The sequence below is a fragment of the Rhizobium sp. BR 250 genome, assembly GCF_047445855.1.
Taxonomy (GTDB): domain Bacteria; phylum Pseudomonadota; class Alphaproteobacteria; order Rhizobiales; family Rhizobiaceae; genus Agrobacterium; species Agrobacterium tumefaciens_I.
Map to the genome: position 1 here is coordinate 124079 of NZ_JARWKW010000008.1, position 20469 is coordinate 144547.

Here is a 20469-nt window from a genome sequence, read left to right on the forward strand (position 1 = left end):
CTCATTTGTTATAGGGGTCGGCTGCATCACGCAGGCCGTCACCGAGCAGATTGAGCGCCATGACGGCAATGACGACCGCCACACCGGGCAGGAACAGCCAGGGTGCGGTTGCGATCGAGCGGATATTCTGCGCCTCGCGAAGCAGCACGCCCCAGGAGATGGTGGGGGGCTGAAGGCCGAGGCCGAGGAAGGACAGCGAGGTTTCCGCAAGGATCATCGCCGGAACCGCAAGCGTGACCGAGGCGATGATGTGGCTGGAAAAACTCGGCAGCATATGGCGGAAGATGATGCGCCCTTCCGGCACACCATCCAGCCGGGCCGCCGCCACGAACTCTTCGGTTCTGAGCGACAGGAACCGGCCGCGCACGACGCGGGCAAGCTGCGCCCAGCCGGTCAGGGACAGGATGATGGTGATCATCATATATTGCAGCGTGGCAGGCCAGCCCTGCGGCAGGGCGGCAGCCAGCGCCAGCCAGATGGGAATAGTGGGCAGCGAGAGTACGAAGTCGATCACACGCTGCATGACGAAATCGATGCGGCCGCCGTAATAACCGGAGATACCGCCCAGAACGACGCCGAGCAGCAGCGAGAAAAACACGCCGACAAGACCGATAGACAGGGAAACCTGCGCACCCTGAACCACGCGGCTGAAGACATCGCGCCCGAGGCGATCCGCGCCGAAGAGGAAGAGCGGACGCGTTTTATCGGTGGAGGCCAGCAGATGGATATCCGTGGTGAAGAGGCCGAATACCGAATATTCGTATCCACGACCGAGAAGCTGGACCGGGATTTTCTTCGCCGTATCCTCGACGAAAACCGCCGCCAGCGTTTCAGGATCGCGGGTCAGCTTCAGCGGATAATAATGCAGCCCGAGCGAGAAACCCTCGGTCGTATCGATGAAATGAACGCGTTGCGGCGGATGGAAGGTGGCGCGGGCATTCTGCAGCACCGGATCGTTGATGGTGAAAAAACCGGGCACCAGCGCAACGATATACATGGCGATGGTGATGAACAGGGCGGCCATGGCCAGCTTGTGGCGCTTGAATGCCCACCAGATAAGCTGCCACTGCGAGGCGACGGCGGCGCGGTCCTGCCGGGCATTGGTGGTGATGGTGATATCGCTCATGGCGCCCTCCTATTCGAGCCGGATGCGCGGGTCGACCAGCGCAAGCAGGATGTCGCTGATAAGCGAACCGATCAGCGTCAGCGCGCAGATCAACAGCACGAAAGCGCCGGCGAGATACATGTCCTGCGCCATCAACGACTGCAGAAGCAGCGGTGCGGCCGTCGGCAGATTGAGCACGATGGCGACCACCACGGAGCCCGAAATGAGATTGGGCAGCAGCCATGCGATGGTGGAAATGAACGGGTTGAGCGCAATTCTGAGCGGGTATTTCGTCAGCAGCTTGAACTCGGACAACCCCTTCGCCCGCGCCGTGGTCACATAGGGCTTGGGCAATTCGTCCAGCATGTTGGCGCGCATGACGCGGATGAGGCTTGCGGTGGAAGACACCGCAAGGATGGCGACCGGCAGCCAGATATGGGCCATCAGGTCGATCATCTTGGCAATGCTCCAGGACGCCGTTTCATATTCCGCCGAAAACAGGCCGCCGACATCGGCCCCGAACTCCACCGCCGCCACATACATCAGCACCAGCGCCAGCAGGAACGACGGTATGGACAGGCCGAAAAAGGAAAAGGCGGTGAAGAGATAATCGCCGATCGAATATTTGCGCACGGCGGAGAAAACGCCGATCGGAAGGGCGATGGCCCAGGTGGCGAGAAGGCTGGCGACGGCGAGAACCAGCGTCAGCGCCATGCGCTCCCAGATGAGGCCGGAAACCGGCTGCTGCCATTCGAACGAAATGCCGAAATCACCGCGGCTGATGATGCCCCATATCCATTTCAGATATTGCACGATCATCGGGTCATCGAGGCCGAAGCGTTCACGCAATTGCGCCGCCGTGTTGTGGTCGATGACCTCGTTGGAGGCGGCAAGCGTTGCGATGTAAGTCGTCACATAGTCGCCGGGCGGCAGCTGGATGAGGACAAAGGCAAGGAAACTGACGGCAAACAGGGACGGTATCATCCACAGCAGGCGTTTTACGATAAAAAGCAGCATGTCGCTCTCGCAATCACATTGGGCCGCAAGCACCGCCTTCCCTAGGAAAAACGGTTCGTGGCCGGTCGAAACAACCTGAGAGGCGTCGCCGCGTTAAGGCAGCGACGCCCATGTGGCGATGTCAGCTTGTGAAGGTGAACTGTTGCGGCAGCGCCGGGCCGGGATTGGGCCAGGTCCAGCTGTCGGGTTCCGTTTCCGGCACATTGCGCAGATTGTTGCGGATGATGCCAAAGCCGCCCACAGCAAGGCAGAGGCCGATCGTCTCGAACTCTTCCGCCGCGATATCGAATATCTGCTTCATCTTCTCGCCGCGCTTGGCAAGGTCGGCCGTCGAGCGCGCCTCGTCAAACAGCTTGAAGCGCTTCTTCTGGCTTTCCGGCGGCTCTTCGCCCTTCTGGCCATTCGAGGTGTACCAGAGCGCCCACGGAATGGCGTAACGCGACCCCTGCGGATGGAAGGCGAAGAAATCGCGCGGGTCGAGCATCGGATCGAGACCACCGGGGCCGGGCCAGACCGCCGCATCATGGGCGTTGTCATCGCCGCGTGTGTAGTACAGCGCGCGTTCGATGGTGTTGACCTTGATATCGACGCCGATCTGCGCCCACTGCGCCTTCACCAGTTCCAGCGCATCGACCAGATCGGGATAGAGCGTCGGGATGACGTCGATCGAGAAGAAGACCGGCTGGCCGTCAGGCCGCAACCGCATGCCGTTGCCGTTTTTCTTGTCGTAACCGGCCTTGTCGAGCAGATCATTCGCCCTGTCAGCATCGTATTCGGTGAACTGGCGCGCCAGCTTTTCATTATACCAGGGGTGTGTCGGGCGTGGCCCGGCCTGGTATCCCTCGCTCTGGCCGAAATAGACGATGTCGATGATTTCCTGCCGGTTGAGCGCGATGGACAGCGCCTGACGGAAGGACTTGTCGGCGAACATCTTGCGCATTGCCGGGTCTTTGTGGGTGATGTTCAGATAGATCTGGCACTGCTGCGCGGCTGATGGCACCAGCGTCAGCAGGCGGTAGTCACCCTTTTTCATGTTCTGCGACAGGGTGGGCTTGTTGGCGAGAACGCTGATATGGCGCTCCTGAATGTCGATCTTGCCGGAAATGACGTTCAGCATCAGCGATTCCACATCCTGCGAAATGCCGAAATTGATTTCATCGATATAGGGCAGCTGGTTGCCTTCGGTATCGACCTGCCAGAAATACGGGTTGCGGGTCATGACCACGCGGGTCGCGCCGCCAGAATAGGGTTCCTTCACCACCCAGGGGTCAAGCGTCGGCTTGTCGACATTCGACCAGCGGGACGGAATTTCGATATCGCCGCATTTGGCCCGGAACAGTTCCGTCCAGCTGGAGACGCCAGCCGCCTTCACATCGGCATCCAGCGCCGTGTTGTATTTCGGCAGGAACTTGCTGCAATAATGCTTGGGAAACAGCGTCGGATGCTGGCCGAGCGGGGTGGCGAGGTTTTCGAGATAAAGCGCATTCGGCGCCGCGAATTTGAACTTCACCGTGAAATCATCGACCTTTTCGACATCGACGGCCTTGCCGGCCACGGAAAGCTGCGCAGGCGTGGCGCTGTAAAGCTCCTTGTTCTTGATGCAATCCTCGATGGCGAACACCACGTCATCTGAGGTGAAAGGATGGCCGTCCGACCATTTTGCGCCCTCCAGCAGATGGAAGGTGAATTGCGAAGCGTCCTCGTTGACCTCCCATTTCACCGCAAGGTTCGGCAGAACCTCGGTGAAGTCCATGTTCCAGCGGACGAGCCCCTGATTGCCGACCATGCGCAGGATGCCGTTATGGTCGGACGAACCGCGCAGGCCACGGCGCAACGTGCCGCCATAGGTGCCGACTTTCTCGTGCGGTGTCACCACCATCGGATTTTTCGGCAGACGCTCGGCCAGAGGCGGCAATTTGCCATCCTTCACCAGCGCTTCAAGTGCCGGCGCTTGTTTGCCGGTGGCAGCCCTGGCCGAGGTCCCGATGACGGAAAGGGCGGCGACGCCCCCAAGCCCCGCCATGAAGGTTCGGCGCGTCACGCCCAGTGAAAATGCATCGCCATCGCGCATCGATTATCCTCCCAAAAAATCACCGGCAGCGAGACGGCTTTCACCGTACCGCAACGGCCCTCCCGGCCAGCCAGTACACCGATCCTCCATCGGCAGGGGCAGACCATATGGGCGTTTTCAGATGATTACAAGTATTGACAGATTTTTACATATTTTTTATTCGTAGACCGGTTTTCAGGATCAGGATTGAAGAAAAAATCGGCACGACGGCGCCTCGCTCACAAAAATCCCGGTATTTCTGTTGCGATTGAAATGCAGGAAATCCATTAACTTCAGCGATTTGCAACGGAAGGGCTGCTGATGGACAATCAAACCGCATCTGCCGCCGCTCGAGGCGAGACCAGGCTGAGCGACATCATCTACGAAAAGATCGTTGGCATGATTTCGGACGGGCGGTTTCCCGTAAACGAGCGGCTGCCATCGGAACAGAATTTGGCGTCGTTATTCGGCGCATCCCGGCCGGTCGTGCGCGAGGCCCTGGAGCGGCTGCGAAACGATGGACTTATCGTCTCCCAGAAGGGGTCGGGCTCCTATGTGCGCCAGCAGCCGGATTCGTCCGTGTTACAGCAGGTGCCTGTCGGCTCGCTTGCCGACGTACAGCGTTTTTTCGAATTCCGGTCCGGCCTTGAATCTGCAGCCGCCGAACTTGCCGCACGCAACTGGCAGGCCGCCGACAAAACCCGTATCGAGCAGGCCCTTGCGGCGCTGGAACAGTGTCTGGAGCGCAACGATCTTGGTGCGGAGGAAGACTTTGCCCTGCACGAAGCCATCGCCAAAGCGAGCCATAACCAGTTCCACATCACCGTGCGGATCTGGTTCAAGCCGCATTTCGCAATCGGCCAGTCGGTGACACGCAGCCTCAGCCTCAAGCGCACGCCGCAACATGTGCGCGAGGTGCAGAACGAACATACCGCAATCGTGGAAGCGATTTTTGCACGGCAGGAGCAGGCCGCGCATGACGCAATGAAAGACCACATCCTGAAGGCACGCGCCCGCATGTTTCAGGGTGTCGGCAGCTAGAGCCGTTTCCGCAATTCGAAAGACGAGACCGTACAGGGCGATGGAGAATAATCAGTGAGCCAGCCGCGCATCATGGAACCGAAACTCCGCTCGCTTGTCGATACGCCGTTAAAGGTTGGAGAATCACCGGCATGGGACGAGCGGACCGGCAATCTGTGGTTCGTCGATATTCTCGCCCCCGCCATTTTCTGCCTGCATCCGGGCGGAAAGCTCGACAGATACGATATGCCAGCTGAGGTGGGGTGTCTCGGTCTTTGCGACAATGGCCTGATCGTGGCGGGCCTGAAAACCGGCGTGCATCTTCTTGATCCCGCAAACGGCAAGCTCGAACTTCTATGCGACCCGGACGAAGGGCGGCCTGACAGCCGCCTCAACGACGGAAAGGTCGGCCCGGACGGCCACTTTTGGGTCGGAACCCGCGACGAGGCCACCATACAGACAGGCAATGCGCGCCTCTATCGCGTCGCGCCTGATGGCGGCATCGAACGCATCATCGATGGCGGCATGTTCACATCCAACGGGCTTGCCTGGAGCGCGGATGGCAGGCGCATGTATCATTCCGACAGCAGCGGGCTGATGTATCAGGCGTTCGATTTCGATGTCGCGACGGGCAGGCTCGGCCCGGCTGAACGTCTCCACGATTTCGCACCGGACGAAGGCAGGCCGGATGGCGCGGCAACCGATAGCCAAGGCTGCTACTGGAGCGCTGGCGTTCAGGCCGGGCGTCTCAATCGCTTTTCGCCGGACGGCGAACTGTTCGAAGTCTACAGGCTGCCGTTCAGGGGGCCGACCATGCCGTGTTTCGGCGGTCCGGACCTCAAAACGATCTATCTGACAAGTCTCGTCACCGAGACGGACGGCATCACCACCGCCGGCACCGTTGTGGCATTCGATGCCCCCGTCGCCGGCACGCCCGTTCACAAATTCTCCATCTGAAGATGACCTTTGACCCTTAAGGAACCCAGTTGATGACGACATTCGATTTTCGCCAGGCCCTGCAGGGTATCTCCGGCGTTCCGGTAACGGCTTATGATGCAAGCGGCGAAGTAGACACCGGTGTCACCGCCGAGGTTTACGCCCGTGTTGCAAAGGCAGGCATCCATAATATCGTCGCGGCGGGCAATACCGGTGAATTCTACGCCTTGACGCCCGCGGAAATTCTGAAGGTTTATGAGGCCGCGATAAAAGGTGTCAGCGGGAAAGCCCCGGTCACGGCGGCGATTGGACGCTCGCAGCGCGAGGCTCTCGCCATGGCCCGCCAGGCAAAAGAAATGGGCGCATCCGCCGTCATGTCGCATCAGCCGGTCGACCCTTTTGCGGCGCCGCAATCGCAGATCGACTATTTCGTCGGTCTGGCGGAGGGCAGCGAATTGCCGCTTGTCGCCTATGTCCGTGCGGACGGTTTTTCTGTCGATGACATGGTAAGGCTTTCCAGCCACCCGAATGTTGCGGGCATCAAGTTCGCGACCACAGACATCATGCTTCTGTCGCGGGCGATTGCCGCTTCCAATCCGAAGGGCGCTCTTTATGTCTGCGGCCTTGCGGAAAGCTGGGCACCCACCTTTTCGGCAGTCGGTGCACGCGGCTTCACATCCGGGCTCGTCAACGTGGCTCCGCAATTCTCCCTGCAGGTTCACAATGCCCTGACGGCCGGCGATTTTTCAGCGGCACGGAAGATCGTTGAAAAGATCGAACTCTTCGAACGGCTGCGGACGCGCTATCGCAACGGCGCCAATGTGACAGTGGTGAAGGAAGCCATGGAAATTCTCGGGCTCAAGGTTGGCCCGGTGCGCGCGCCGGGACTTGCCCGACTGGACAAAGACGATCGCGCAACACTTGAAGGACTGCTTGCCAGTTGGCGTTGATGGACGCCAGACCGGCAAGCTGCACATTTTGCGAATACCGGGAGGCGGTTCATCTGACGTGATCTGAACCGCAGCCTCTTTTCGCTTCGATAAGGTGATATGCCGGCCATGAGCCGGCATATGCTTTCCGGGTCGTGCACAGATCCTGCACGACCGAGGTAGCGGATGTTCAGCCAAACAGCGCGAGACTGCTCCTCACGGTAACCCACACGCCCCAGAGAAGCGGAATACCGACCGCAACCCAGGCAAGGGCTGCCTTGGTGTCCAGGCCGCCACGTCCGATGCCGAAGGAACCCGTCGGGCCGGCATTGGCGGCAGCGGTCTTCGCCTGAAGCGCCGCCACTTCCGCATCCGACATGAACCACTTGTCCGAAAGCGGCCGCACGAAAGCATTGGCCACAAGGCCGATCGCCAGCATGCCCGCCAGAATATACATGGTGCTGGTATAGAGCGCTGGTCCCGGCGCCACACCCGCCGCGATCTGCGCCTCGCGGATGTAGTTGACGACGACCGGACCGGCGATACCGGCAGTCGCCCACGCCGTCAGCAGGCGACCGTGAATAGCACCCACGAACTGCGTACCGAAGATATCGGCGAGATAGGCCGGGATGGTGGCGAAACCACCGCCATACATGGACAGGATGATACCGAGAGCCAGAACGAAGAGCGCCTTGGAGCCCATCGTCGCCAGCGTCGGCGCCAGCGCATAAAGAATGATGCCGAGAATGAAGAAGCAGAAGTAGGTGTTCTTGCGGCCGATCTTGTCGGACATCGACGCCCAGAAGAAGCGGCCACCGATGTTAAAGAGCGAAAGCAGACCGGTGAAGCCGGCCGCAATCGCCGCGATCTGCGCCTTCTGCCCGGCATCGAGATCCGCAAAGCCCACGCCGGGCAAGCCGATCAGCGAGCCCGCGAAGATTTCCTGCAGCATGGGCGAAGCCATGCCGATGACGCCGATGCCCGCCGAAACGTTCAGGCACAGCACCGCCCAGATAAGCCAGAATTGCGGTGTCTTGTGCGCATCGCGCAGATGCACGTGGCGATGGGTTATCATGGCGCTTTTGGCGGAGGGCGCCGTCCAGCCTTCCGGGCGCCAGCCCGATGGCGGAATGCGGTAACCGAAGGCACCCGCCATCATGAAGACGAAATAGATCAGGGCCATGACGACGAAAGTCTGCCAGACGCCGACCGAAACATCCGTCTTGAAGTTGTTCATCAGAAGATTGGCAAGCGGCGCACCGATCATCGCACCGCCGCCGAAACCCATGATGGCCATGCCCGTCGCCATACCGCGACGATCCGGAAACCATTTGATCAGCGTCGATACGGGCGAAATATAGCCGAGCCCAAGCCCGATGCCACCGATGACGCCGGCGCCCAGCCACATCAGCCACAGTTGATGCGTGATGACCCCGACTGCCGCCACCAGAATACCGCCGCACCAGCAGCAGGCGGAAACGAAGCCGGCCTTGCGTGGCCCCACTCTTTCCAGCCAGCCACCCCAAATGGCCGCAGAGCAACCCAGAAGAACGAAGAAAAGCGTATAGATCCAGCCGAGATCGGCCACACGCCAGTTGCACTCAGTGGTAAACAGCGCCCCGACAAGCGTGAGGTTGGAGCAGCTGGGGTCCGTCGCCGGCAGCGCCTTCGACAGCGGCAGCCAGAACACGCTGAAGCCATAGGCCATGCCAATGCATAGATGAATGGCAAGAGCCGCCGGCGGCACCAGCCAGCGATTAAAACCCGGTCTTGCGATTATTCGTTCGCGGTCCAAAAACCCGGCTTGCGCCGCCTCTCCCGCTTTTGCATCTGCTACTGCCATTGACATTACCTCCCTCGTGAATGTCTGGACATGTCACGTTCGCCCCGCCTGGTGAACGCCAATGTCGCCGAACGTCCCCTGTCCGGCCAAAAGTCTGATTTTGCGGCCGCGCCGCTCAAGCCCCTGTGCTTTCCGGCACGCTCGGCTCCGAAAGGGACTCACCCGCAATTGGTCCCTTCCCGCCCGGAGCGCCCTTCGCATCGTCGCCGAGACCCACCGCATCGGCTGCCGGATCACCGGGCCGCCTTATCTCCTTCGACGCGGCAAGCACCAGCGGCAGAAAATCACCCGCCCCGGCATCCACCATCTCGAAGAACCGGCGCCGCATGCGCGGTTCCCAGAACTTGTTGATATGCGTGGCAACACCTTCGATGCGAATATCTTCCGATTGCGACAGAAAGAACGTCGCGATCTGGTTCGCCATTCTCACCAGCTTTTCATCGGTGTGGTTGAGCAACATGACCTACTCCCCGCGCCGGCTCCCACGCCGACGCCTCCATGAATGAGGCGGCCGGGACCAGGCCCGGCCCCCGATTATTCCGCAGCTTCGAGTTTGCCGGCGATCCGGCGGGACTGACGCGAGAGCGCATCATATTCTTTCTGCCATTCCGTTGGCCCGTTGGAGGGCGAGACCTGAACCGCCGTCACCTTGTATTCCGGGCAGTTGGTCGCCCAGTCGGAGAAGTCGGTGGTGATGACGTTCGCCTGCGTGCCGGGATGGTGGAAGGTCGTGTAGACAACGCCCGGCGCCACACGGTCGGTGATCAGCGCCCGCAGCGTCGTGTCTCCCGACCGGCTGACGAGCTTGATCCAGTCACCGTCCTTCACGCCGCGCTGTTCGGCATCGTGCGGATGGATTTCGAGACGATCCTCCTCGTGCCAGACGACGTTTTCCGTGCGCCGCGTCTGCGCCCCGACATTGTATTGCGACAGGATGCGTCCGGTGGTGAGCAGCAGCGGGAACCGCGGCCCGGTGCGTTCATCCGTCGCCACATATTCGGTGCGGATGAACTTGCCCTTGCCTCGGACGAAACCGTCCACATGCATGATCGGCGAACCCTCAGGGAATTTCTCGTTGCAGGGCCACTGCACCGAGCCTTTCTCTTCCAGATAGGCGTAGGAAACACCGGCGAAGCTTGGCGTTGTCGCGGCGATTTCATCCATGATTTCAGACGGATGTGCGTAGCTCCATGCAAGCCCCATGGCCTGCGCCAGCTTCTGTGTCACTTCCCAGTCGGCATAACCGTTCTTCGGCGACATGACCTTGCGCACGCGGTTGATGCGGCGCTCGGCATTGGTGAAGGTGCCGTCTTTTTCGAGGAAGGTGGAACCCGGCAGGAAGACATGGGCATAGTTCGCCGTCTCGTTCAGGAAGAGATCGTGCACAACGACACATTCCATGGCAGCGAGACCGGCCGAAACATGCTTCGTATCCGGATCGGACTGGAGAATATCCTCCCCCTGAATATAGATGCCCTTGAAGCTGCCATCCACGGCCGCATCGAGCATGTTGGGGATACGAAGCCCCGGCTCGTTGTTGAGCTTCACGCCCCAGAGTTTTTCGAAGATGTCGCGCGTCGCATCATCGGAAATATGCCGGTAGCCCGGAAGTTCGTGCGGGAAAGACCCCATGTCGCAGGAGCCCTGCACATTGTTCTGCCCGCGCAGCGGATTGACCCCCACGCCGGGGCGGCCGATATTGCCGGTCGCCATGGCAAGATTGGCGATCGCCATGACGGTCGTCGAACCCTGGCTGTGTTCGGTGACACCAAGCCCGTAATAGATCGCGCCATTGCCGCCCTTGGCATAGAGACGCGCGGCACCACGCAATTCTTCCGCCGGCACGCCGGTGAAGCTTTCGGTTTCTTCCGGGCTATGCTGCGGCTCGGCAACGAAGGCAGCCCAATCCTCGAATTCCGACCAGTCGCAGCGCTCGCGGATGAAGGCTTCGTTGAACAGCCCTTCCGTGACGATCACATGCGCAAGCGCCGTCAGCACCGCAACGTTGGTGCCGGGCAGCAGCGGCAGGTGGAAGGACGCCTCCACATGCGGCGTGCGGACGAGATCGATGCGGCGCGGATCGATGACGATGAGCTTCGCCCCCTGCCGCAGCCGCTTCTTCAGCCGCGAGCCGAAAACAGGATGCCCATCGGTCGGATTGGCGCCGATGACCAGCACCACATCGGACTGCTCGACACTATCAAAATTCTGCGTGCCAGCGGAGGTGCCGAAAGCCTGGCCGAGACCATAACCCGTCGGCGAATGGCAGACGCGGGCGCAGGTATCGACGTTGTTATTGCCGAAGCCGGCACGGATGAGTTTCTGGACGAGGAAGGTTTCTTCATTCGTGCAGCGCGACGAGGTGATGCCGCCGATGGACTCCCGACCATATTGACCCTGGATACGCCGGAACTCGGAGGCAACGTGAGAGAAGGCCTCCTCCCACGTCACTTCCCGCCAGGGATCGCTGATCTTTTCGCGGATCATCGGATTGAGAATGCGGTCCCTGTGGGTCGCATAACCATAGGCAAAGCGGCCCTTGACGCAGGAATGGCCACGATTGGCCTGTCCGTCCTTCCACGGCACCATGCGCACCAATTCTTCACCGCGCATTTCCGCCTTGAAGGAGCAGCCGACACCGCAATAGGCGCAGGTCGTGACCATCGAATGTTCCGGCTGGCCGATCTCGATCACCGATTTTTCCGTCAGCGTTGCCGTCGGACAGGCCTGCACGCAGGCGCCGCAGGAAACGCAGTCGGAATCGAGGAACGCCTCATGCGCACCGGGTGACACCCGGCTTTCGAAACCGCGCCCTTCGATCGTCAGTGCGAAGGTGCCTTGCACTTCCTCGCAGGCTCGCACGCAGCGGGAACAGACGATGCATTTGGAAGGATCATAGGTGAAATAGGGATTGCTTTCGTCCTTCGGCATCCAGCGGGCATTGAGATCGCCCTCACCGGTGCGCGCCTTGACGTGGTTGTCGCCTTCGTAACCATAACGCACATCGCGCAGGCCAACGGCACCCGCCATATCCTGCAATTCACAATCGCCATTGGCGGCACAGGTCAGACAGTCGAGCGGGTGATCGGAGATATAAAGCTCCATCACGCCTTTACGGATCTGCTTCAGCCGCTCCGTCTGCGTGTGCACGACGAGACCGGGGGCGACAGGCGTGGTGCAGGAGGCGGGGGTGCCGTTGCGGCCCTCCACCTCGATCAGACAGAGCCGGCAGGAGCCGAAAGCATCCACCATATCGGTGGCACAGAGTTTCGGGACATCGATGCCCGCTTCGCGCGAGGCGCGCATTATCGAGGTACCCGCCGGCACAGTCACCTGCCGCCCATCGATGGTCAGCGTCACCATGTCCGTAGCGAGGGATTTCGGGGTTCCATAGTCAAATTCTGTCACAAGGGCCATGGTCTTACTCCGCCGCTTCAACACGTGGGATGGGGGCAAAATCTTCAGGGAAATGTCGGAGCGCGCTCATGACGGGATAGGGCGTGAAACCGCCAAGCGCACAGAGCGAACCGAATTTCATGGTTTCGCAGAGGTCTTCGAGCAGCGCCGTGTTTTTCTCCCGCTCGATGCCAAGCGCAATCTTGTCGACCGTCTCGACACCACGCGTCGAGCCAATGCGACAGGGCGTGCACTTGCCGCAACTTTCGACGGCGCAGAATTCCAGCGCGAACCGCGCCTGATGGAGCATGTCCGCGGTCTCGTCGAACACCACGATACCGGCATGTCCGATAAGGCCGCCGGCAGCGGTAAAAGCCTCATAATCGAAGATCGTATCGAACAGCGAGACCGGGAAATAGGCGCCGAGCGGACCGCCCACCTGCACCGCCTTGACGGGCCGGCCAGTGATCGTACCGCCGCCGATATCGTTGACCAACTGACCGAGCGGCAGGCCGAAAGCGGTCTCATAAAGCCCGCCATGTTTGATGTTTCCGGCAAGCTGGATGGGGATGGTGCCATGCGAGCGGCCAACGCCGAAATCGCGATAGAAGGCCGCACCGCGATCCATGATGACCGGAATGGAGGCGAGCGAAATCACATTGTTGACGACGGTGGGCTTGCCGAACAGCCCTTGCAACGCGGGCAGCGGCGGCTTGGCACGCACGGTGCCGCGTTTGCCTTCCAGGCTGTTCAGAAGCGAGGTTTCCTCGCCGCAGACATAGGCGCCGGCACCCATGCGCACTTCCATGTCGAACGCCCGGCCGGAACCGAGGACGGATGGGCCGATGATGCCTTCGCGACGGGCGATCTCTATCGCCTGCTCCATGACCTTGATGGCGTAAGGATATTCCGAGCGCGTATAGATGAAACCTTTCGTCGCGCCGACGGCAAGGCCGGCAATCGCCATGCCTTCGATCAGCACGAAGGGATCGCCTTCCATGATCATGCGGTCGGCAAAGGTGCCGCTATCACCCTCGTCCGCATTGCAGACGATGTATTTCTGGTCGGCCACCGCGTCGGCAACCGTCTTCCATTTGATGCCCGTCGGGAAACCCGCACCGCCGCGCCCGCGCAGGCCGCTTTCGGTCACCTGGGCGACGATGTCGAGCGGCGCCATGGCAACGGCTTTTTCAAGACCTTTCATGCCCTGATAGGCACGATAATCCTCAAGCGACAACGGATCGGTCACGCCGCAACGTGCGAAGGTCAGGCGCGTCTGGTTTTTCAGGAACGGAATATCCTTTGTCGGCCCGAGACAGAGACGATGCTCGCCGCCATTGAGAAAACCAGCATCGAAGAGCGAAGCAACGTCACTGGCCTTGACCGGCCCATAGGCGATACGACCATGCTCGGTGCGCACTTCCACAAGCACTTCAAGCCAGAGCATGCCGCGCGAGCCGTTGCGGACGATATGGACGTCGAGGTTGCGGACGGCCGCTTCGCGGGCGATCGCTTCGGCCACGCGGTTTGCGCCAACGGCAAGCGCGGCGGAATCGCCCGGAACAAAAACGGTGACACTCATCGGCGCACCTCCGTCAGAATGTCGCCAAGACAGTCCTCGTCAAGGCGGGCATGGACTTCGCCATCCAGCATCAGGGCCGGCGCCTGCGCACAGAGCCCGAGACAGAAGACCGGTTCCAGCGTCACCGAGCCGTCGGCCGCGGTTTCGTGCCAGTCGAGGCCGAGCCGGGTCTTGATGGTCTCCGCAAGAGGCTCGCCACCCATCGACTGGCAAGCCTCGGCGCGACAGAGCTTCAGCACATGCCTGCCGGAAGGGTGATCGCGAAAGTCGGGATAGAAGGTTACGACGCCATGAACCTCGGCACGCGATATATTCAGCGCGGATGCGATGATCTGCTTGGCGCTTTCCGGTATGTAACCGAACTCCTCCTGCACCGCGTGCAGTATGGGCAGCAATGGCCCTTCGAGGTGAAGAAAATCGCCAATGATAGCGGAAACACGGGCCGCCTCATCTGCGGCAACCGCACGGATATTCATAAGCCAGTCCTCCCAAACCGACAGGGGGCAGGTATGGCAAGCGGCACATGTTTCAGTCCCTGCACAGCCCCTGCGTCGCCCGGAAGAATGGCGAGGTAGGCTTGATCAGGTCAATAATGTGTTTTCGTCGCCCGATAGGAAATTCCTATCAAAAGCCATCGCCGCAGCGCGCTGACGCGCCTCATGAAGAAGCGCGGAAACCAGTGGCGTGTGTGGCTCGCGATAAGTCGCGATCAGCCCCACCAGATGCTCCGCATCCGGCTCGGTAATCGGTATCATTCTGATCTGCTTTGGAAAACCAAACGATTCCGCTATGTTGCGCGGCATTATTGAAGCCCATTGTCCTGTTCGGATATGGGAAAACAGCACAATCATGGAGTTGGACTCCAATGTCGGCTTCGCCTCCACACCCGCGTCAGCCATATGTTTGTTGATGATGCGGCGGTTCTGCATATCCGAAGTCAATAGGCATAACCTAAGACCCGAAACCTGTTTCCAGGTAACGCTTTCCTGATCGGCAAGCGGCGTTCCAGCTGCTGCAATCAGGTGATATCGCTCCGAATAAAGCGGCACCGTGGTCACTCGGCCAAGAGGTTCGTTGTCGAGGTAGCTGATTCCCGCATCGATCTCGAGGTTTTCGATCTGGCTCAAGACCTGAAGCGAGGTGCGTGATGTCACGGAAAAGGTCACATTGGGATGCCGCGCCTGAAAGGATTCCGTCAATCGCGGCACCATTGCAAGCGCCGTCGGAATGACCGCAAGCCGGATATGGCCCGCCAGACCCTTACGCGCCGCCCGCATTTCCTCACGCATGGTGCGCGTATCGGCGACAATGCGACGCGCCCATTCAAGAACACGCTGGCCCTCCGGTGTCAGCCCCTGATAACGCGCCGCACGCACCACAAGAACGACACCCAGCTGGTCCTCCAGCTGCCGGATCGCGGCCGAGAGACTGGGTTGCGAAACACCACACTCCTCCGCCGCGCGGCCGAAATGCTCTGCGCGCGCCAATGCGATGAAAAATTCCAGCTTGTCGATCATGCGCCCTCCCGCGTGACTCGCGACCATGCGGACGGTGCGAGAAAAAGAACACTAAAGCGAGACGGAGAAGCCCGCAAAGGGATGCGGGTGTTTTCCTGCAAACTGTGCGCGGACGGCCAGACCGAATTCCCTCAAGCGCCGACAGTCATAGACGCCAATCTACTCTGGCGCACGGTAATCCGCTCCCAACCATATGGGATTCAACCATGTGAGCCGTGCTCCAAACGGTGGGGATCGACACCCTGCCCTCTCATTCCGGGGCGTTTTCCGGCAGCGGGCAGAGACATCCGGCATTTCAGGTCAGAACCGTCACTCGCCATTCGGCTTGATGAAGTCGGTAATCGCGGGCGCCTTGAGGACGAACTGGCGATCCGAGCTGATGTAATTATCGGCGTGGAGGCGTGCGATCGGCTGGTATCGGTCCGGATCGACATAACGTCCCTCTGCATCGAGGCAATCCTTTTGGACGTGCATATGCACGACCTCCCCCAAAACCAGCGTGCGGCGCGGATAATCGATCAAACGCTCCACCCTGCACTCGAAGGCGCAGGGCGATTCCGCCGCAAAGCTCGCCTCGATCTTGCGGCAGGGAGAAGCCGTCAGCCGCGCCATGGAGAGTTCGTCAACTTCGCTATCGAAACCGAGGCCACAGACAAGCATCTGCTCGGACAGAGCCATATCAACCATGTTGATGACAAATTCGCCGGTGCGGCGAATATTGGCCATCGTATCCTTCTCCTCGCCCGTCACACGCGGCTGGATACCGAGAATGACGATCGGCGGGTCATGGGAGAAAACATTGAAAAAGCTCATCGGCGCGGCGTTGTTATGGCCTGCGGCCGAACGCGTCGTGACCAGCGCTATCGGTCGCGGACCGATAAAATTCGTCAGCAAACGATAGCGGCTCTGCGGCTCGAGCGCGGTAAAATCGAATTCCATGATGGCACCTGAATTTATTGTATACAATAGTATTTCATATTGCGAACAATTTCTCAATCACCATCATCGCACGATGGTCGATTTTTACTGCGTCGGCTGTTCTGATGCCAGGAGAGAACAGCAGGCCTCGTTGCATTTTCCGGCCTCATGGACGGGGCCGCCATCCACGCCCCGATATCAGTCGCACATAAAAACTCCCCGACCTCAAGAGGGCGGGGAGCAAACCTGACATCATGTCAGGAACCTTGACTGGAGCTAGTCACTCACCCGTTCGAGAACGGGGTGGATCTGAGTTATCTAACCCGGTTATGCTTTTTTGTATGGACGATTAGAACGCGCGCTCAAGACGAACGAAACCGGTCCACTTGTCACCGGCACCGCTGTCGATACCTTCGCGGCCATCTACGTCCTGATAGGTCACGGAAACCTTCGTGGAGAGGCCGGAAGTGATCTTGTAGCTGGCAGCTACGCCGGCACGCCATGCATCGCGATCGCCAACGAAATCGTTGTTGGCACCGATGTCGATCGTACCGAAATACTGGAAGCCGGGGGTGATGGTCAGCTTGTCGGTTGCCTTGATTGCGTATTCAGCAGCAACAGTCCACTCGGACTCTTCGTAGTAGTAGTTGGCACCGGAAGCCCAGGCGCCGGAGAGGCCAAGGGTGCCCGGACCGATGTCAGCCGTGACGATGGCACGGATTGCACCGTTTTCCTGGTTCGTGTCGTAACCGCCGAGCAGGTTGGCCTTAACGCCACCGAACTTGCCGCCGATGACGGCGCTGACACCAACATCGTTCGTGTTGGTTTTGAACTTGCCGCCCTTTGTAACGCCGAGTTCGGACGTGCCCTTGCGCGAGCCTTCCAGTTCTTCAACGGCAGCGCCAACATAGAAGGAGCCGGCGTCGTAGGTGTAACGGATGGCGTTCAGACGGGTGCGGTTCGAGCTGAGCAGGTCGTACTCGCCGGCGAGACCGTCATCCCACCAGTTGTAGTAGAATCCGACCTTCAGGCCGCCGAGTTCGATGAAAGCCTGATCGAGAACGACGTTGCGGTCGGTGTCGTTGTCAGCCTGACCGCGGAAACCGATGTAGCCGCGCAGAGCGCCGAGCTCGGTGTCGGTGCGGGTGTCGATGTTGAACTGGGCGCGGGTGAAGGAATCCCAGTCGGACGAACCGGACTGCTCACGGCCGAAATCGGTCTGGAAACGGATGTAACCGTCGAACTTCAGGCAGGTTTCGGTGCCGGGGATGTAGAAGAAGCCGGTGCCGAAAGCGTCGCAGACGCGGACATATTCCATGGGCTCGGGCTCGGCAGCGACGATAGCGTMAGCGGCCTGTGCGCCGGATACTGCCGCGAGAGCGGCAGCGGAGCCGATCAGAAGGCTCTTGATGTTCATTTTTAATCTCCAGTCAAAAATTTTTCAACGAATGCGCAAATTTGAGGGCTGGCCTTTCCCTGCCGCCCGCTTCCCTGCGCTGATTCAGCAAATGACAGAAACCTCCGGAGACTCGCAATTCAAATCGGCAAAATACAAATACAATTAAAGTACACAATCCAGTTACGTAGTAAAATTACAACAAATTAACAGCTTAAAATATAGTATATTTGAATATTATATTCAAATAACGGAATACATTACTAAATATAGTTCAAATAACATTATAAATTACGAATATAGAGAATGACACATGCGCCCGGATCGGCAGCAGAATAGACAGGACTCGGCGATCGCACGTGGTGACGAAACGCGACGGTTCTCATTGTCAAACTGGATGTGAAGGCGGGTAATCGCCACGGCAATGCGGCAAGGCGATCCGCCCGCTCTTCCGGCAGGCGGCGTCTGGTCAAACTGGTGAAGGACGTCGCGACGACCTATTGCGTAATGCTGGATGCGTCGGTGGGGAAGATCGTCGTCTTTCCCAGCATGTCTTCAATCACATCCGCGGGCGCCGGCCGGCTGAAATAATATCCCTGACCATAGGGGCAGCCGGCGGCGCGCAGAAACGCCGCCTGCTCACCGCTTTCCACGCCTTCCGCAATGACATCGATGTCCAGCGACCCGGCAAGCTGGATCATGATCGAGACGATAGCGCTGTCCTTGGTTTTTTCCGGCAGGTTGGTCAGGAAGGAGCGGTCGATCTTCATGCATGAGAGCGGGAACGTCTTGAGCATGCCGAGACAGGAATAACCGATGCCGAAATCATCCAGCGCCAGGCTGACGCCCATCTGCTTGATGGCCCGCATGATCCGCACCGATGTTTCGACATCCTGGATGATGAGCGTCTCGGTGATTTCGATTTCCAGCAGGGAGGGCGAAAGGCCGGTTTCCTTCAGCACGGACCGGATCTGCTGCACCAGCCCACCCTGAAATTGCCGGGGCGAGATATTGACCGCCATCTTGACGGGCGGCAGGCCGGCGGCAACCCAGGCCTGCGCCTGACGACAGGCTTTCCTGAGGATATTTTCCCCCAGTTCCACGATCAGGCCGGTTTCTTCCGCAAGGCCGATGAATTCCGCAGGTCCCAGCAGCCCTTCCACCGGATGCTGCCAGCGCACCAGCGCCTCCACGCCGCTGATCCGGCCGCTGAGAAGATCGACCTGCGGCTGGAAATGCAGCACGAACTCGTCCTTCTCCACCGCCTTGCGCAACTCCTCGATGCGGGTGAATTTTTTCCTGAGATCGTCCGCCATGCGCGGTGTGAAGGTGGCGATACCATCGCGTCCGTTATGTTTGGCCTCATACATGGCGAGATCTGCCGCCGCGACAATTTCCGCCGTGGTTTCCCCATGTTCCGGGAAAAAGGCCATGCCAATGCTGCAGGTGACCTTGATATCGTAATTGCCGATGCGCAGCGGCTGCGAGACCGCGGCCCGAATGTGCTGCAGGCGGCTTTCGACATCCTCCCTGCGCTCTTCGAGAATGATGACGAACTCATCGCCGCCGACCCTCAGCACGAGATCGTTTCGCCTGAGGCTTTTGGCAATACGCCCGGCGGTTTTCGACAGCAGCGCATCGCCGATGCTGTGGCCGAGCGTATCGTTGATCTGCTTGAAATTATCGAGATCGAGAAAACCGATGCCGACCCTTCTGCCCGCCCTTGCCGCCGCCGCCAAGATCTCCGGCAATCGTGTATCGAGGAAACGACGATTGGGTAGCCGGGTCAGCATATCGTGATCCGCCAGAAAGGCGATGTGTTCCGCCGCCCGTTTACGGTCGATCGCCAGACCCGCCATGCGCGCGGCGGCACCGATGAATTCCACCAGCGCCGCATCCGGTTCGCGGCCGGCCAGCATGCACCAGACGAAACCATGCGCCTTGCCTTCGCTGGCGGGAATATCGAAACTGAAGGCCGCGTTCTCGGCCTGCCGGGTGAGGCTTTCGGGATCGCTGACGGTAGAGACAAGCGAGGCCAGCTCCTCCTGCCGGCCTAGTGCGGGAGAGGCATAAAAGGAGGGCTCGCCTGCCGCCGCATCGAACACCCTGACCGCGCAGGCAAGCCCGGTGGCGAGATTTTCGATGGCCCTGACAAACTCCTCAAGAAAATCCTCGATACGCGCCGCCGCAACGATCATTTCCAGAATATGCGCCTGCGCCTGAAGCAGCCTTTCCGAGGCCTTTTTCTGGGTGATATCTCTGGAGGCCCCGACCACGCCGATGATGTTGCCGGCCTTATCCCTCAACGGCACCCGCGACATCATCAGCCAGCGGTCGATATCGCCGCGCATGGCGCGTTCCTCATAACCGAGATCGGGTTCCCCGGTGCGCATCACCCGCGCCTCGGTCTCGGGAATGCCGGCACGCCGCGCCGCTTCGCCATGAATATCGTAATCGGTGAGCCCAATCAGTTCCTCGACACTGTCAAAGCCGTTTTCGGCGACGATGGCGCGGTTGGCGAAAAGAAAGCGACCCTCCAGATCCTTGGCATAGATGAAATCCGGCACATGGTCGATCATCGCTTCCAGAAGCGTGTGCCGGTCGGAGGGACTGGTGTTTTCGGTGGTTTCAGCTGAGGCAGATGGCGTTACGCCGCGCTGTTTTCGCGACATGCGGTTCTCTACGGGTGTCTTCGGGCCTTTGGAACGCACCTCTCCGCCTCATCACTTCATAAGGAAGCGGAATAGTAGGATTATACAT

The 20469-nt window shown here is 59.8% G+C and carries 15 protein-coding genes; 3 read left to right on the forward strand and 12 right to left on the reverse strand.

The annotated features are described in order from the left end of the window. Position 1: 1 nt before the first annotated feature. The 3 genes from QD336_RS14685 to QD336_RS14695 all read right to left on the reverse strand — a co-directional run bounded on the left by QD336_RS14685 (position 2) and on the right by QD336_RS14695 (position 4193). Positions 2–1126, reverse strand: coding sequence for an ABC transporter permease (locus QD336_RS14685; protein ID WP_499171171.1), 1125 nt, complete (start codon positions 1124–1126; stop codon positions 2–4). A gap of 9 nt (positions 1127–1135) precedes the next feature. Next, complete coding sequence (locus tag QD336_RS14690) at positions 1136–2122, reverse strand: ABC transporter permease (protein ID WP_142841996.1); 987 nt, start codon at positions 2120–2122, stop codon at positions 1136–1138. A 121-nt stretch (positions 2123–2243) separates the two neighbouring features. Continuing rightward, entirely contained in the window at positions 2244–4193 is a 1950-nt protein-coding gene (locus QD336_RS14695) for an ABC transporter substrate-binding protein (protein WP_499171172.1), read from the reverse strand. A 300-nt stretch (positions 4194–4493) separates the two neighbouring features. On the opposite strand from QD336_RS14695, the gene QD336_RS14700 reads away from it, so the two are divergent. Genes QD336_RS14700 through QD336_RS14710 form a run of 3 tightly spaced genes read left to right on the forward strand, consistent with a single transcriptional unit; the run spans position 4494 to position 7078 of the window. Beyond that, on the forward strand, positions 4494–5213 hold the full coding sequence (locus tag QD336_RS14700; RefSeq protein WP_499171173.1) for a FadR/GntR family transcriptional regulator: 720 nt from the start codon (positions 4494–4496) through the stop codon (positions 5211–5213). A gap of 54 nt (positions 5214–5267) precedes the next feature. Further along, positions 5268–6149: an SMP-30/gluconolactonase/LRE family protein gene (locus tag QD336_RS14705; protein WP_499171174.1), complete on the forward strand. Its 882-nt coding sequence runs from the start codon at positions 5268–5270 to the stop codon at positions 6147–6149. Between the two features lie 32 nt (positions 6150–6181). Continuing rightward, complete coding sequence (locus QD336_RS14710) at positions 6182–7078, forward strand: dihydrodipicolinate synthase family protein (RefSeq protein WP_499171175.1); 897 nt, start codon at positions 6182–6184, stop codon at positions 7076–7078. A gap of 169 nt (positions 7079–7247) precedes the next feature. On the opposite strand, the gene QD336_RS14715 is transcribed toward QD336_RS14710, so the two are convergent. The 9 genes from QD336_RS14715 to QD336_RS14755 all read right to left on the reverse strand — a co-directional run bounded on the left by QD336_RS14715 (position 7248) and on the right by QD336_RS14755 (position 20381). Beyond that, positions 7248–8900: an OFA family MFS transporter gene (locus QD336_RS14715; RefSeq protein WP_499171176.1), complete on the reverse strand. Its 1653-nt coding sequence runs from the start codon at positions 8898–8900 to the stop codon at positions 7248–7250. 115 nt (positions 8901–9015) lie between these two features. Beyond that, positions 9016–9360 (reverse strand): formate dehydrogenase subunit delta, encoded by a 345-nt coding sequence (locus QD336_RS14720; RefSeq protein WP_269343389.1) that lies wholly within the window; start codon positions 9358–9360, stop codon positions 9016–9018. A gap of 74 nt (positions 9361–9434) precedes the next feature. Beyond that, positions 9435–12317, reverse strand: a complete 2883-nt coding sequence (gene fdhF, locus QD336_RS14725) for a formate dehydrogenase subunit alpha (RefSeq protein ID WP_499171177.1) — start codon at positions 12315–12317, stop codon at positions 9435–9437. A gap of 4 nt (positions 12318–12321) precedes the next feature. Continuing rightward, positions 12322–13878 (reverse strand): formate dehydrogenase beta subunit, encoded by a 1557-nt coding sequence (locus QD336_RS14730; protein ID WP_499171178.1) that lies wholly within the window; start codon positions 13876–13878, stop codon positions 12322–12324. Continuing rightward, complete coding sequence (locus QD336_RS14735; protein ID WP_499171179.1) at positions 13875–14354, reverse strand: formate dehydrogenase subunit gamma; 480 nt, start codon at positions 14352–14354, stop codon at positions 13875–13877. The genes QD336_RS14730 and QD336_RS14735 overlap by 4 nt, the downstream gene beginning before the upstream one ends. 105 nt (positions 14355–14459) lie before the next feature. Next, positions 14460–15395, reverse strand: a complete 936-nt coding sequence (locus QD336_RS14740; RefSeq protein WP_269343381.1) for a LysR family transcriptional regulator — start codon at positions 15393–15395, stop codon at positions 14460–14462. A 309-nt stretch (positions 15396–15704) separates the two neighbouring features. Further along, positions 15705–16334 carry a flavin reductase family protein gene (locus QD336_RS14745; RefSeq protein ID WP_499171180.1) on the reverse strand — a complete coding sequence of 210 codons (630 nt, stop codon included), beginning with the start codon at positions 16332–16334 and terminating at the stop codon, positions 15705–15707. Positions 16335–16662: 328 nt separating this feature from the next. Then, on the reverse strand, positions 16663–17730 hold the full coding sequence (locus QD336_RS14750; protein ID WP_499171181.1) for a porin: 1068 nt from the start codon (positions 17728–17730) through the stop codon (positions 16663–16665). A 476-nt stretch (positions 17731–18206) separates the two neighbouring features. Further along, positions 18207–20381 (reverse strand): putative bifunctional diguanylate cyclase/phosphodiesterase, encoded by a 2175-nt coding sequence (locus QD336_RS14755; RefSeq protein WP_499171182.1) that lies wholly within the window; start codon positions 20379–20381, stop codon positions 18207–18209. Positions 20382–20469: the final 88 nt, after the last annotated feature.